The organism is Desulfofundulus thermosubterraneus DSM 16057 (assembly GCF_900142025.1).
Lineage (GTDB): Bacteria > Bacillota > Desulfotomaculia > Desulfotomaculales > Desulfovirgulaceae > Desulfofundulus > Desulfofundulus thermosubterraneus.
In genome coordinates, this window is record NZ_FQZM01000059.1 from 1 (window position 1) to 14490 (window position 14490).

A 14490-nucleotide genomic window follows, 5' to 3' on the forward strand; every position below is an offset into this window, starting at 1 on the left:
CGTGCCCGCCCCATATACTCCGCCGTCCCTTGGCAGCCTGGGATTTCGCTGTGTCACGCCAGCTCATCCGAACGGCTTAGCCTCTTATGGGGTTCTTGTTCATCGGGCCGTGGTTTTGCCTCCGGCTTCCTTCGGATTCCACCTCGCGATGGACACCCTTGCCTTTGGCTAGCAGACTCGTGCTGCCTCGCCTGCAGTGGACTTTCACCACCAAGTTAACGCCCATGCCGGGCGCACGTAGAACAGGCCGCTACCTTGCGGTAGCGGCCTTTGTCGTTTTTTTCCGTATCCTTCAGTTAGCCCCGTTGCCGTTTTCCAGGTAGCGCTTTACCCGTTCTACAACTTTCGGGATCGCCGCCTGCACCGCGGGAGTACATTCCTTGCTGAAGGTGGTTATATCTTCCACCTCGATAGCAATGATTTTGATATCCCGCGGCATTTCGTCGCCGAACAGCTGGTACCCGATCTTCAAAGTCGCAGGCAGGCTGAGGTTGTGGGTACCCGAGAAAGTACAGGTATAGAAGAGGTCGTCAACGTCAAATTCCAGCACCGTACCGGGTTCTTTCCCCAGCCGCACCCCGTCGACGATGATGGCCCGTTCGTAACCCAGAATCTTGTCCAGGACCTTGAAATCGGTGGTCATCAATATTTCCGTGTCGACCAGCCCTTCGAAGTGCTGGGCCACCTTGATGCCAACGGAGTCATCCCTAAGGACAGGATTCCCAATGCCCACAACAATGGTTCGCATGGCACTGCAACCCTTGTTCAGTAATTCCTCAGCGTCCTGTATAGCTCTCCCTTGCTGTCGTAGATATCCACCTGGATCGGCAACCGGCCCGGCAGGGTGTGGGTAGCACACGCCAGGCAGATGTCGTACGGCCGGTAGGCCATCTCAATGTAGTTCAAGATGCCCTCGTCCACCTGGCCGTTCTTTATGAAGTGCCGGGCGGCCCGCCTGACGGCCACGTTGATGGGTCCCTTGTTATGGGTCGTGGCCACGATCAGGTTGGCCTCCTGCACGATGCCCTGGTCGTCGGTCTTGTAGTGGTGGATCAGCACCCCGCGCACGGCCTCGATGATACCTACACCTTCGCCGGGTTTGCCCAGCTCGACCCGGATGTCCGGGCTTGTAATGCTCTCATCGGCGGCCAGCTGCTGCACCTTCTCGGCTGCGTTCAGGAGCTCGATGGCGCGCGCCCAGTGGTAAGCCAGGATGTTGTGCACGGGTTTGGTGCCGAAAGTGGCGTACATCTTCTCATACGCCTCCTGGGCCAGCGGCGTATCCATGCCGTCTGCAACGTTGAGCCTGGCCAGCGGGCCAACACAGTAGAGACTGGTACCCTCGCCATCCATTACACCTTTCCATCCCAGCGGCTTGATATACGGCATCTTCAGGTAGCTCCAGGGCAGGACGCGCTCGGCGATATAGTCCAGGTACCCTTTGCCCGTGAAGCGGCCGATCTCGTTACCCTTAGTGTCCACGATCCGCTGGATGCCATCGTAGTACTGGACCCGGTTCTTGTCGTCCACCGTACCCATATAGTTGCAAACCACCTTATACACGTCACCGGTAACCAGGTCCATGTACTCCTTGTTCTTGAGTACCATGTCCTCAAAGATCTTAAGAGTTAGCTGGGCCAGTTCGACCATCTCTTTCGACAGCTCGAGGATTTCTTTTCTTTCTTCCTCCGTGACCCGCTTGGACCAGCCGCCGGGCAGCGCAGCCACCGGGTGAATGGGCCGGCCGGCCAGCATCTCGATGACCTTAACCGCCGCTTGCCGCTTCTTGAGCACCAGCTTACCGGTTTCGGCTCCCACGGCCTGGATCAGCCCGATGAGGTTGCGGGTGGCAGCGCTGGCGGTGGGACCCACCACGAAATCCGGGAAGCCCAGGGCGTACAGGATGGCGCAGTGGTCTTCGACGTAATGGGCGTTTAAAAGCAACTCCCTGATTTTCTTCGCCGTCGGGGTTGGCTCCACATTGTAAACGGCATCGGCAGCCTTTATCGAAGCGGTGAAGTGCACGCAACGGCATACCCCGCAGATAGTGGAAACCGTTCTGGGCACTTCCTCAATGGGCATACCGGTGAGGAAACGCTCGTACCCTCTAAGCTCTACTACCTGGAAGAAGGCATTGTCCACATTCCCCTGGTCATCCAGGAAGATGGCTATCTTGCCGTGGCCCTCAAGCCTCGTCAACGGGTTGATTTCGATCTTCTTCAACATCCTCACCCCTTACTTTACCTTTCTGCCCAGCATTGAAGCAGGTAGCGAGTACCGGTAGAACAGCTTCACCGGGCTGGGGATCTGGTCGACCAGTTCTTCGTTCGCCAGCGAAGCAGCAATTGCACCGATGGCACGGAGGCCGAAGTCCTTTACGCCCGGTATCGGCCCGCCGCAGCCGCGACAGGGTATATTTACTTTCGGGCAGAGGGCTTTACAGTCACCCTGGGTAACCGGTCCTAAACAAAGGTACCCTTCTTGCAACAGGCACTTACCTTCCGCCGGTACCCCCTCGATGGTCCGCTTGACGGCCGTAATCGGCTCCCGCTCTTCTCCCCGCAACGCAGGATTTCGTCTGCAAATATCACAGACCGCCTTACCACCTGTAATCCAGGACCCAGGCGGTGGCAACTTGCCCTCCAGAACAGCGGAGATCGCCTCTGCTACAAAGGAGTGATGGGGCGGGCAACCGCCGACGAAATAGTCAACATCTACCACGTGGTGCAATGGCCTGACATATTCGTAGAACTCAGGGAGCGTAAGTTCGTATTTACCGTCAACCACACACCTGGTTTGCGGTGTGATGCCGTCAGGGTTATCGGTACTGTACGTATCAAAGTAGGCCGTTTTGAAGATTTCCTCCCTGGTGTGCATGTTGCCCATGCCCGGAATGCCACCGAGGGCGGCGCAGGCGCCCCATGCAACCAGGACCTTGCATTTCGCGCGCATTACCTTCGCAATGTGCTCCTGCTCACCGAGCCGCACCATGCCGGAGTACAGACCCACGTCGATCGACTTATCCGGCATGGCCTCAAGCTCCTTATACTTAACGTCGGCTACGGTTGGTGCCCAGAAGACTACTTCCAGCCGGGGTAAAACATCCACGAGGGTTTCCGATAGGTCCACAATGGCCATGTCGCAACCGCCGCACCCACCGGAAAGGAAATACGCAAGTGTGAGCTTACCGGCCATTGCCATCCCTCCCGATGGGGTTTGGTCCTAACGCCATGATCGTTTCGTTAAACTCTTTCATGACCTTTGCGAACCGCTTGCCTTCGGACCCGGAGATCCATTCAAGCCTCACCCTTTCGGGCTCAACACCCATGCTGGTGAGTACCCGCTTCAACAGGATGAATCTCCGGATCGCCCTGTGGTTCCCTTCCCTGTAATGGCAATCGCCGGGATGGCAGCCGCCGATGAAGACGCCGTCGGCCCCGTTTTTGAGGGCGGCGACAATGAACTCCGGTTCTACCCGCCCGCTGCATGGGACCCGGATGATGTTTACGGTGGACGGGTAGTCGCATCGCAGACTCCCCGCGAGGTCGGCTCCCTGGTACGTACACCAGTTACAGGCAAAGACCACTATATTGGGCCTCCAGTCACTCATTTTTCATCCCTCCAAAATCTTCTTCACGACCTGGCCTACGTTCGTCCTCGCGAGACCTGTTACCTGCTCCGGATCAGCTCCCAGGCATAACGCCAGGACCTGCATGTAGTGCAGGGCAGGTATCTCGAAGTTGATCTCCCTGTCCTTGCGCAAGAATTCCTGCGCGGTGTCGAACTGGATGAGACAGGAACTGCAACCGGTCACGATCAGATCGGGATCCACTTCTTCCTTAATGGAAACAAGCTTTTTCTGGAAGAGGCTGAAGGACCTTTCCCTGTTGGTGCTCCGCATGGCCCCCATACCGCAGCAGTCCAGCAACCGGCTGTAATAGGGGACCGTGGCACCCAGAACTTCGCACATCTCCTTCAGAACCTTTGGGTGGAAGGGATCCTCCTCCTTATCTACGTACACTTTGCTAGGCCACAGGGAGTGACAGCCGGGCTGGATAGCAACGGTCAGGCCTTCAAGCTTATGCTTGATAACCTCCCTGATCCTGTCCGGCCCAACCTCGTAGTAGAGGTAGTTGAAGGCAAGCCTCACCTTACTTGTTCCCTTGTACTCCTTGCCAATCTCCTTGAGAATTTCGTTCACCTGGGCCTTTATATCGGGATGGGTCAACATCTTATACCGCGTTTCGGCCAGACTACCGTAGCAGCTCCCACACACCGTAACGATGTCCAGGCCTTTTTCCTCGGCTATCGCCCAGTTCCTGGCCGCTACGGCACACCAACCCACCAGGTCAACGGACGGCATGGTGCCCCACACGGGACAGCACGACTGTCCTTCCAGGTCATCCAGCTCTACCCCGAGTGCAGGGAAAGCATAACGGGTGGCCCGCTCCAGGTCAGGCCTGTTAAACGCCGTGTTACAACCGACAAAAAACCCCAGCTTCATTGGCTACACCTCGCAAGTATCAGCTACACCGAACCCGTTCATGGGGATGATCCCCAGGTCGGCCAGGGCCGTTTTACGCATAATCGCCTGCAGTTCTTTTAAGGCTTCCGGGTACGCAACCGTGGAGGGCGGCTTTTCCGGAAGCCCCACTTTTGCCCGCGTATTCCCGGCTCCTGCCAGGTAAACTGCGTGGCCTGTATCGTAAAGCGACTTGAGCCCTTCAATGGACATGGTCGGCAACGCGAATTCCCGTACCGCCACCCGCCGCATAGCCTGGATGATTTCAAAGGGGTTAACCTCACGCGGACACACTTCAGTACAGCGGTTGCAGGACTGGCAGGCCCAGATGGAGGAATCGTCCAGCAGCACTTCTCTTAAGCCCAGCAAGATCGCTTGAATAATCCGCTTGTTAAAAAAGGAAAAACCGGCCAGTACCATGGGACAGGCGGCGGCGCATTTGGCACACTGGATGCACTCCAGCAACTCCTCGCCACCCAGTTCCTTTATCTCATCCGCAAAACCCGGTTCGCTATCGGTAAGGTTTATTACCAGCGATGCAGCCTGGGCGCTAGACATTCGCACCACCCCCGATACCAGCGGTTAAAGCTTCAATCTGAGCGTGGATCTGCGCACTGGTGTACCCGTGCAGCGTGATCGCCCCGGACGGGCAGGCCGCCGCACATACGCCGCAACCCGCGCACAGCGCCTCGTTAATCCTGGACAGCGGTTTTTCCCTGTACTCCACCATGCTTATGGCCAGATACGGACACAGCGGCACACAGATACCGCAGCCGCTGCACTTTTCCTGGTCCACTTCAGAAATCAGCGGCTCCACAAGAACCCTTCCCATGGCAAGCGGTACCGCCGCTGCCGAAGAAGCGGCCCGGGCTTGCGATACGGACTCGGGGATATCCTTGGGTCCCTGAGCGCACCCGGCGATGTAAATGCCCTTGACCGGCGTTTCCACCGGATACAGCTTTGTGTGCAATTCCTTCATGAACCCTTCGCTGCCACAGGTGATGCCGAGCTTCCGGCCGAGTTCCTCCAGGCCCGGCGCGGGCTCGATGGCGGTGGCGAGAACCACCAGATCGGCCTCCAGTTCCACAGGAACGCCCAGGTCGACGTCGTAGGCGCGTACTCTTAACCGGTCGCCCGCCAGCTCATCCACCGCACCTACGCGGCCCCGGATCATCTTGATACCGAGACCGCGGCAGTAGTTGTAGTACTCCTCGAAGTCCTTGCCGGCGGTCCTCACGTCGATGAAGAAGATGTAGATATTGATGTTCGGATATTTTTCCTTGATCAACCGGGCCTCTTTGAGCATGTACATGCAGCATACCTTCGAGCAATAGGTATGGTGGTTCTTATCCCGGCTACCGACACAGGAAATAAAGACGATGGTCCTGGGCTTTTCACCGTCCGAGGGGCGCCTGAGCTCTCCTTCCGTGGGACCGGTCGCCGAAAGAATGCGTTCGAGCTGCATCGCGGTAATGACGTTGGGTGACTGCGGCGAGTATTCCTTGAACGGGGTCTTGTCCATGACCTTGTATCCGGTGGCTACGATAATGGTGCCCACACTCAGCTCCATAATCTCGCCATCCGGGTTGTACGGCTTCGAACGGTCGCAAGCGCCCGTCTTGCAAGCCTTCTCGCAGGGAGCCAGGATGGGCTCTCCCGTCTTCGAATGAATCCTGGGTTCTGTACCGATGGCACGCTTCGCACAGTTGATGCAATGCTCGATGTCGAGTACGGCCCGTTTGGGCACCGCCTGCGGGAACTCGATATAGATGGCCTTCCGCTTATCCATACCCTCGTTGAACTCGTTCGGCACCCTGGCCGGGCAGGCCTCCACGCAGTCCCCACACCCGGTGCATCTGTCCCAGTCCACATACGTCTGTTTCTTTCTAACCTTGACCTTGAAGTTTCCGATGGAGCCTTCAACGGATTCAACTTCGGAATAGGTAAGGAGTTCAATGTTGGGGTGGGTTCCCACCTGTACCATAATGGGCGTCAGGATACAGGCGGAGCAGTCGTTCGTGGGGAAGGTCTTGTCGAGTTTGGCCATGTTGCCGCCTATGGACGGGTTCTTCTCAACCAGGTAGACCTTGTAGCCCATATTGGCTAAATCGAGCGCGGCGAACATGCCGGCTACACCGCCGCCGATAACTAGAGAGGATCTCGTGACATCCACATACCTGTCCTCCAGGGGCTCCAACAAGGCGACCTTTGCCACCGCACTGGCGACCAGTTTCTTTGCTTTGGCGGTGGCACCTTCCCTGTCGTGCCAGTGCGGCCAGCTGTCCTGGTCGCGGATGTTCGCCATTTCGAAGAAGTACTTGTTAAGGCCACCATTTTCGACCGCCTTGCGGAAGATGGGTTCGTGCGTGCGCGGTGTGCAGGCCGCCACCACTACCCGGTCTACAAGGCCGTCCCTGATATCCTGCTTGATTAATTCCTGGCCGGGATCCGAACACATGAAGAGATAGTCCCGGGCCACAACTACACCCGGCAGCGTCTCTGCGTATTTTCTAACCTCTTCCACATCCACAGCGCCGGCGATGTTCTCGCCGCAGTGACATACATAGACACCAATCCTGGACACCGTATCTCCTCCTAAAAAGAGACAAATAGGTAACTTTTCTTATCTCAAATTTCTTAACATAAAATTACCCCTTGTGCGTGTAACTGTAAAATTGTTATTCTTAATGAGCACGCTAATATCGGCTTATGGTATTGCAGGTTGATGTAAATGGTAATAACCAATTCGGCAAATGTTCAGTAGAACCGCTCTGTTAAAGGAACTGTTGCAAAGCTTCCTCCCAGGTTGCCGGTACGTCCTTCCGAATGCGTAAAACTTTCCCCTTCGCCAAAAAAGCAAGCCTCCTTCGCTACCCAGGTTTTTACGTAACGGGTAACCGAAGGAGGCTGAATCCGGTGTGGCTTGCGTGCCTTTTTAATACCACCGGACTATACTTTTCCTGCATCCGGTGGCACTTATTGCCAACTCGCAAACCCTTAATTTTTCTGTTTTTGGTGCGGGCGGGGAGACTTGAACTCCCACGGGTTGCCCCACCGGATCCTAAGTCCGGCGCGTCTGCCATTCCGCCACGCCCGCATAAAAACTGGTGAGCCATGGAGGACTCGAACCTCCGACTCCCTGATTAAAAGTCAGGTGCTCTACCAGCTGAGCTAATGGCCCACTTAATTCTGTAAATATAAAATTATAGTTGGCCGCTGGCAAAAATAATTGCCTGATGCGACCAACTACTACTGTCTTGTTTGGCTGGGGCGGCTGGATTCGAACCAACGAATGGCGGGTCCAAAGCCCGCTGCCTTACCGCTTGGCTACGCCCCAGCGTGGGGTGGAAGATGGGACTCGAACCCACGACCCCCAGGGCCACAACCTGGTGCTCTAACCAACTGAGCTACATCCACCACATGCTACTTCGGAGAGGAACGACACCTTATCCGGTGGGTCCCTGCCCCGTCAGCATTTGTTATTATAACAATCCCGTTCCCAAAAGTCAAGGAGATTTAGGTGTAAATTTATAACAACGACGGGTACTGACCAGCTATACGCAGGCACAAACGGCCGGTGTATAGCAGGCTTTTTCTTTGAGCAAACGATTATTTTCACTTAATACTTTAAATAGTTGTACATCTCGAGCAAAGCCACAACGGGTGAAAAATTTCCTACCTGTGTTAGTTACCTGTCTGACATACAGAATAGTGCCCTGTTCCAACGCCTGCTCCAGGTAACCCAGCAGTAACCTGCCCAATCCCCTTTCCCGCAATTCTTTTTTGATCAGTATAATATCAATTTGAATTAAGTCCAATCGTTCCGGGATAAATACGCAGAACCCCACCGGCTGGCCATCGCTGCCGAACATGGAGAGGACAAAATGCTCTGACATCTTCTTAAAACCGGGATAGTCGGGATTAATCTCTCCCAGGTCATCAAACAAACAGGAAAGAGTTTCACAAATAAACCACGGTACCTTTCCTACCCCCGGTAGGCGGCTGGCAAAATAGGTACCAATTTGCTCTGCCCTTTCCGGAAAGTAAAGATAAAAATGATAATCCCTCCGCGATATCAAGAAACCCCCACCACCTTATGATCGCTCCGTGCAGGTTGCCGCGGTAACCGGGTTGTCCCTCGGAGCTTTTCCTCTCCTAAAATAATCTATTATACCAATCTTAATTATACCACGGTACCGAGTTTTTGGAATCCCCATCCTATCCATTAAACAAGTGGCTGGAACCAGTTTCCAACTTTATCTTAAGCTCTGCACCTTTTTCAGGCTTCGTTCATACTCTATTATTGAAACCAATAAAATACCAAAATAAAGAAAGGAGGCAGCTATATGGCTCCTGATCCCGGCTACTACTACTACGGCCAATTCTCCTTCATTCTCTTCCTGATTCTGATCCTGCTGTTCTTCGGCAAGGGCTTTTTCCCCTACCAGGCCCAGTAAAAACCTTCAGGCCGGGCGCAAAAAATGGCGCCCGGCTTTCTACTAATGTCATTTGTTTCTATGGCGCCTGTAATTTGCCAGAAATGCACCAGACCTACCGCGCCAGGGAGAAGATGTTCGTGGATTTTGCCGGACAGACCGCGCCCGTAAAAGACGCAACCACCGTTAAGGTGCGCCAGCTCAAATCTTCGTGGCGTCCTTGCTGGTAATCCAGCAGAATCAGCGACGGTTTTGCGGCAGATCTGTAATTTCCCAAGCTGGAATTCCTTTGGACCTGAGGTTCCCTTCTTTATCCAACCAGAGGCGGATGCCTTTTTCCTCCCTATCAAAACGATAAACCCGGCCGCCCACCACTATAGAAGTGTTCTCAAAGGCATATCCTACGGTAACCACGGCTGCCGGGCCAGTCACCACCCTCGTGGTGGCCCCACCTCTAGACCCCAACTCTCCCACATGCACATCCCCGCCAGCCTGTATCTCGCCACCGCGAAATACCCCGGATACAGTCACCTTCTTACCAGCCTGGATCCGGGAATTATAACAACCACTCCCCACCACCAGGACATCGCCGGTAGCTACAACGGTAGAATTGTGGACACTTGACGCCACCACATCACTTTCTGCAGACGGCGGGGACGCAAAGGCCTGTTCCCATTCCCCGGCTCGCCGGGCCAATGCTTCGATCTCCTGGAGGTCACGCACGGCCAGAGGGGAACGAACCAGCACCCGTTCGACTTCCCGGATAAATTCTTCCAGGCCTTCAGCGGCCATTCCCGGGGGCATAGTTTCAACCTGCTTCTTGAAGGTACTGGCGGCAGCAGGAAGATGGCGAAATTTCCCCTCCAGCAGCAACTTTACCAGGGGGCCGATACCGCGTTTAAGATCGCCCTGCTTAAACGCCGGGTGAGCCAGTAACTGCCGGATAGCCAGGGTCATCTCTTGCAAACCGGCCGCCAGGGTATGAACCTGTGGCAGCATTCCTTGTAGGAAAGCAGGAGCTCCTCCTGCGATTACTACCGATGACAGGATATTCCCCCTGATCAGGATGGATCCCGTGGCTTGAACCCTCGCGCCGGAGACCAACCCTCCCACCCTGACATTCCCGCCCGCTTCTACCACCATCCCTTCTGCCACATTACCGGCAATCAGGATATCTCCTTTAAAGACAATGTTACCTGAAGCAAGGTCTACGTCACCATCATGCACCAACTCAGGTAACACACTTACCTTTACTAAGTTGCGCCAGCGGGAGGCCACAGGACGTCCAGGCCGGGCCGCTACGGCCCGATCACCATCCCTGGTAAGTACCGCTCCTTCGCCTACCGAAAGGATGAAGTCCCGGGGCGACGGCGGCACAATTACCTCACCCCTGACGCTGGTGCCGGGACGACCCGGCTCAGGCGGGTGTTTGATAGCCAGGACGTCTCCCGCCTCCACCGAAGTAAAAACATAGCGTTCCCGGAAATCCACCGCTTCGTCTTCCCCCGCCAGTACCGGCACCTTGGAATTAGAAGAAAAAAGCAATTCTACCCAGCCGTCTTTTCCCGGTTCTGCAGGAATACCCCGGGCGATAACCACCTCCTCTTCAGCGCAGGATGTAACACCACGAAAGCAAGCTTCCCAGTCTACGCCATAGTTAATTCCCAGCCGGGACAACTCCCGCAATAGTTCGTCCCATGTGAGTGGTGGAAGACGTTCTTCCCGTTCCACTACCGCCAGTTGTAGTATCCTGGCAGGCGGGAGATCCGGCAGTTCCCGGTGAACTATTACCGTAGGGCGCGTTCGCAATATCGCTTGTAGACCATCGGAAGAAACGGACACGGACCAGTTCCCTTCTCTACGCTCTTCCACCGTTTCCACCCGCACCGTATCCTTCATGGATACGGGGGTGGGTTGAGTGCACTCCCGGCCGTTAACAATCAGCCTTACCCCCGGGCAAGGTACCACCACCGGGTAAGGTCCCTCTGGACGGTGCCGGACAACAATGCACCCCTGTTTCACAAAAGCATATGGACCCACCGTTTCTCCGTCCGGAAAAGCATTGTCCACTGCATTCGCCGTTGCTGCGGGGGAGCCCCGGGTAGTCTCTTCTTTCACAGGAACTCACCTCCTGCTAAGCGTTGGGATTAGTCTCTATGATTTCCAGTACACGAAAAAAACCTATCACTTCCAGGTCTTCCCGAATAAGATCGGGGATGCCAACAATTCTCAGGGTCCGACCCTGCCTGAACAGGTGTCTGGCCTGGCTCAGGAGCATTCCCGCCCCGGAAGAGTCTATGAACCGAAGTCCCTGCAGATCTATCTCCACCACTTCCTCCGGCCGTCGCTGAATTTCCTGTTGTAACTGCTCCACGTTGCTGAAATCCAGTTCGCCTTCCACCTCCAGGATTGCCATCCCTTTCTTCTGCCGGACTCTAATCTCCACCCTTTTCACCTACCCTTCCCGTCACCTTCATAACAACCAGTGTCACGTCATCCTTTTGGGAAAAACCGCGGATAAATGTCTCCAGGTCAGATAAAATGTTTTGTCTCATCCTATCTGCATCAGCGCCATTCTGAAGGCGAACTATCTCCTTTAATCGTTCCTGCCCGTACCTTTGCTCGCCCGGTCCACAGGCCTCCACAAGTCCATCGGTATATAGCACCACCGCATCTCCGGCGGCAAGAAAAAATTCCTCCACCCCTGACCCAAGGTAATCTTCCAGCAGGCCCAAGGCGACTCCCCGGCACCGGGCCACTTTCACCTTACCGTCAGATAGAAGGAGGGGAGGGTGGTGCCCTGCATTGACACAGGAGAGGCGTCCAGTTATCCCGTCGTAACACAGCAGGCATAGGGTGGCAAAAGCCCCGCATTTCCGCAGTTCATCCCCTCCCACCTTGTTTAACCGGCGCACCACCTCCAGAGGATGGGGATTAATCCTGATACACTCCCGGAGCATATGGCGGATTGTTTCCATCAGCCGGGCCGCATGGAATCCTTTACCCATTACGTCTCCGATGACGGCAAACACGGTTCTCTCGTCGCAGGAAATAAACTCAAAAAAATCTCCCCCGACCTGTTCGGCAGGCAGGCTACACCCACTAACTTCCAACCCGTAAGCCCTTAGTATTTTTCCATTTCCTGTAATCACTTCTCCCATCCTGCTCCTACCTCTCTTCTCCGCCCGGAGCGGTGTTTTGCGCCAGGAGCCTGTCCAGCCCTACCAGCCGCATCACCTCCGCCACATCAGGTTGCGGCCTCAAAATCAGCATCTGGCCTCCTTTTTGCCGCCAGTCGTTGCTAATGTCCAGTAAACTTTTCAGACCGGTGGAATCAACGAAAGAAACGCCCGACAGGTCAACTTCCAGCGTGTGTTCTCCCACTTTCCCAACAACTTCTTGTAACTGCGCTACCGTTTCCACGTCCAATTCACCGTTCAGCACCAGCCGGCACACCCCCCGGTCAACGTAAACATCCACTTTCAGCAACAAAATCACCCTCTTTCATTGGTCTTGTCCGGTTTTAATGCCGAAGTCCAGGGCCAGGGCAGTACCTGACGGTCCTGTATTAAGGTAGAGGTGGTCCGCATAGTAGAGCATCAGGGTAAATCCACACCCCAGGGAATTCTTGGTTGAATAATGCTGCATCAGCGTTGCCCGGGCCAATTCGCTGGTTTTGATTCCCGGACCCCGGTCCTGAACGATAATCCTGACGATATCCCCTGACTGCCTGGCTTGCCAGCAACCGCCCCCTGCATGTTTGAGAGCATTGGCCAGCGCCTCTGTCAAGCACAAGGCAATCGCGTGCTGCCTGCGGCTGTCGAGAACAGGCAAGGCTTCCCGCATTGCCCGGCGGGCTTCCGGAATGTCATGGGTCTGCCGGACCTCACCCCTGGCCAGTTCCGTCCCTTCTGAGATCACTTTTTCCATTTCTCCACTATTCACCAGGTATAACCGGCCCCCCGTTACCGCCGCTATGGCCTCCCGGTAAGCCTGCATCTCCTGCTGGTGCATCTTTCTCTCCTTTTCAATCACCTCGGTGATGTCAAAGGCCAGCAGTCCACCGCTCCTGTGGTCGAAGGGCACGCCGTGAAGGTCAAACACCTTTTGCCCGTCAGCGCTAATGATTACCTCGCGGCGGTGTTCGGCCTGGCGGATAGCCTGGCGCATCAGTTTTTCCGCTTCTTCCATAGGCAGGTCCAGGTCAGCCTGGCCCGAAAGGTAGCGGAAGCGCCCTCCTTCATATTTCATCACCTTCCCCACCCTGAGAGCGTTAATTAGTTCGGATTTCTCCACCTCAGCCAGCAGTTTCTCCCTGACCAGGTCCTGAAGGTGCTCCGGCAAGTGCCGGGAAATCTCCTGTATTAGCTCGCCGGCGCTTCCGGCCAGCAACTGATACTCCTCCCTGCTAAGACGACGGGCAGTCCCCTGCTTCCGGTGAACACACAGGATATCAAAAACGTGGACGTTATTTTTCCCTTTGAACGGTACCCCGGCCACCTCGACCCACAAGTTTTCCTGCAGCCTGATTACATACCGCCCCGGAACAGGGGCTTCCGTTTCCAGCCCAAACTCCGTGGTATTTAACACCAGGATGCGAGCCGGATACTGCCTGCCATGCTCATCTTCCAGTAACACCCGGACAGGCGGCGAAGGCACCCGGCGAAGGGGGCTTAGCTGGACAAAATACTGGCACTCCACACAAGGACGGTCCGGTTCTTTCTTTGCGCACTCAAGACACCGTCGCATTTTTTCACCACCCTTCTGCCTTTCAGCCCCTCCCGGCCGCATATTCTTTCAATAGCCACAATATTGCCAGCAAACGATCCAGCCATTGGCTCTGTTAGAGTCGACCTCTATACTCACAAATGGTATAGACATATTTTTATGAACAGGAACGGCAGCCTGACCAGACTGCCGCAACAAAACACTATTGAAAACAATATCAATACCTTTATCGCGGCAGCCTGGCAGTCATACCCTTTAGGGCTGCAGACCCATGGCTTTGCGCCCCACCCTTTCGGGTGGTTTGCCTTTAACACAATAAAGTTTTTAATTTAAAGTTAAGGGCTGATTCAACACCGCCAGAACACAGATAATTTCAGACCAGTGCAAAATTCAGCCCCTGAAGATCCATAACCACCGGTACCAAAGCCATGTCCGCAAACAAGATACCTGCACCCAAAAGTGTAAGCGTAAAATAAACCCCACCTTGCAATCAGGTGGGGACAAAATCCAGCTTATTTACTGGCCCTGCAGGCAGGGGGTAACGAATCGGACCAGGGGAGTAACTGATCCAGGGCGTTACCGTCTGTGGGGTCCAGATTGGGAAGTCTTTCAAAAAGATAGCTGAGGTATTGGAAAGGATTCAACCCATTCTCCTTTGCCGTTTCTATGATGCTGTAAGTAATAGCGCTGGCCCGTGCACCCCGCGGAGTATTGGCAAACAACCAGTTCTTGCGGCCAATGACAAAGGGTTTGATCGACCGCTCACTCCGGTTGTTATCCAGTTCCAGGCGCCCATCCTGCAAA

14 protein-coding genes, 4 tRNA genes and 1 riboswitch are annotated in these 14490 nt (G+C 55.1%); all 18 genes read right to left on the reverse strand.

From position 1 onward, the window contains the following. Positions 1–292 precede the first annotated feature (292 nt). Positions 293–748: a hydrogenase maturation protease gene (locus BUA65_RS16235; protein WP_072871228.1), complete on the reverse strand. Its 456-nt coding sequence runs from the start codon at positions 746–748 to the stop codon at positions 293–295. A 17-nt stretch (positions 749–765) separates the two neighbouring features. After that, the gene (locus tag BUA65_RS16240; RefSeq protein WP_207543920.1) at positions 766–2226 is read right to left on the reverse strand and encodes a Ni/Fe hydrogenase subunit alpha; all 1461 of its coding nucleotides are present in this window, start codon (positions 2224–2226) and stop codon (positions 766–768) included. A gap of 9 nt (positions 2227–2235) precedes the next feature. Then, a complete protein-coding gene (locus BUA65_RS16245; RefSeq protein ID WP_072871231.1) occupies positions 2236–3195 on the reverse strand; it encodes an NADH-quinone oxidoreductase subunit B family protein in 960 nt (319 codons plus the stop codon). Beyond that, entirely contained in the window at positions 3185–3610 is a 426-nt protein-coding gene (locus tag BUA65_RS16250; RefSeq protein WP_072871233.1) for a hydrogenase iron-sulfur subunit, read from the reverse strand. Before BUA65_RS16250 ends, BUA65_RS16245 begins: the two co-directional genes overlap by 11 nt. 3 nt (positions 3611–3613) lie before the next feature. Further along, positions 3614–4504 (reverse strand): CoB--CoM heterodisulfide reductase iron-sulfur subunit B family protein, encoded by an 891-nt coding sequence (locus tag BUA65_RS16255; protein WP_072871235.1) that lies wholly within the window; start codon positions 4502–4504, stop codon positions 3614–3616. A 3-nt stretch (positions 4505–4507) separates the two neighbouring features. Continuing rightward, a complete protein-coding gene (locus BUA65_RS16260; RefSeq protein WP_072871236.1) occupies positions 4508–5080 on the reverse strand; it encodes a 4Fe-4S dicluster domain-containing protein in 573 nt (190 codons plus the stop codon). Beyond that, positions 5073–7106, reverse strand: a complete 2034-nt coding sequence (locus tag BUA65_RS16265; protein WP_072871238.1) for a CoB--CoM heterodisulfide reductase iron-sulfur subunit A family protein — start codon at positions 7104–7106, stop codon at positions 5073–5075. The genes BUA65_RS16260 and BUA65_RS16265 overlap by 8 nt, the downstream gene beginning before the upstream one ends. Before the next feature lie 429 nt (positions 7107–7535). Continuing rightward, a tRNA-Leu gene (locus BUA65_RS16270) sits at positions 7536–7619 on the reverse strand. Positions 7620–7627: 8 nt separating this feature from the next. Continuing rightward, a tRNA-Lys gene (locus BUA65_RS16275) sits at positions 7628–7703 on the reverse strand. A gap of 81 nt (positions 7704–7784) precedes the next feature. Further along, positions 7785–7859 (reverse strand) — tRNA-Gln (locus tag BUA65_RS16280). A 3-nt stretch (positions 7860–7862) separates the two neighbouring features. Beyond that, a tRNA-His gene (locus tag BUA65_RS16285) sits at positions 7863–7939 on the reverse strand. 137 nt (positions 7940–8076) lie between these two features. After that, on the reverse strand, positions 8077–8601 hold the full coding sequence (locus BUA65_RS16290) for a GNAT family N-acetyltransferase (RefSeq protein WP_072871240.1): 525 nt from the start codon (positions 8599–8601) through the stop codon (positions 8077–8079). Between the two features lie 597 nt (positions 8602–9198). Then, positions 9199–11076: a flagellar assembly protein A gene (locus BUA65_RS16295; RefSeq protein ID WP_072871241.1), complete on the reverse strand. Its 1878-nt coding sequence runs from the start codon at positions 11074–11076 to the stop codon at positions 9199–9201. A gap of 16 nt (positions 11077–11092) precedes the next feature. Beyond that, complete coding sequence (locus BUA65_RS16300; RefSeq protein ID WP_242656372.1) at positions 11093–11404, reverse strand: STAS domain-containing protein; 312 nt, start codon at positions 11402–11404, stop codon at positions 11093–11095. Further along, on the reverse strand, positions 11394–12119 hold the full coding sequence (locus BUA65_RS16305) for a PP2C family protein-serine/threonine phosphatase (RefSeq protein ID WP_072871245.1): 726 nt from the start codon (positions 12117–12119) through the stop codon (positions 11394–11396). The genes BUA65_RS16300 and BUA65_RS16305 overlap by 11 nt, the downstream gene beginning before the upstream one ends. Before the next feature lie 7 nt (positions 12120–12126). Then, complete coding sequence (locus tag BUA65_RS16310; RefSeq protein WP_242656373.1) at positions 12127–12438, reverse strand: STAS domain-containing protein; 312 nt, start codon at positions 12436–12438, stop codon at positions 12127–12129. A 24-nt stretch (positions 12439–12462) separates the two neighbouring features. Then, complete coding sequence (locus BUA65_RS16315; protein ID WP_072871246.1) at positions 12463–13707, reverse strand: ATP-binding protein; 1245 nt, start codon at positions 13705–13707, stop codon at positions 12463–12465. Between the two features lie 209 nt (positions 13708–13916). Continuing rightward, a riboswitch (cyclic di-GMP riboswitch) is annotated at positions 13917–14002 on the reverse strand. 196 nt (positions 14003–14198) lie between these two features. Continuing rightward, positions 14199–14490 (reverse strand): transposase domain-containing protein (locus BUA65_RS16320; protein WP_131821483.1); only part of this gene is annotated, 292 nt, incomplete at its 5' end.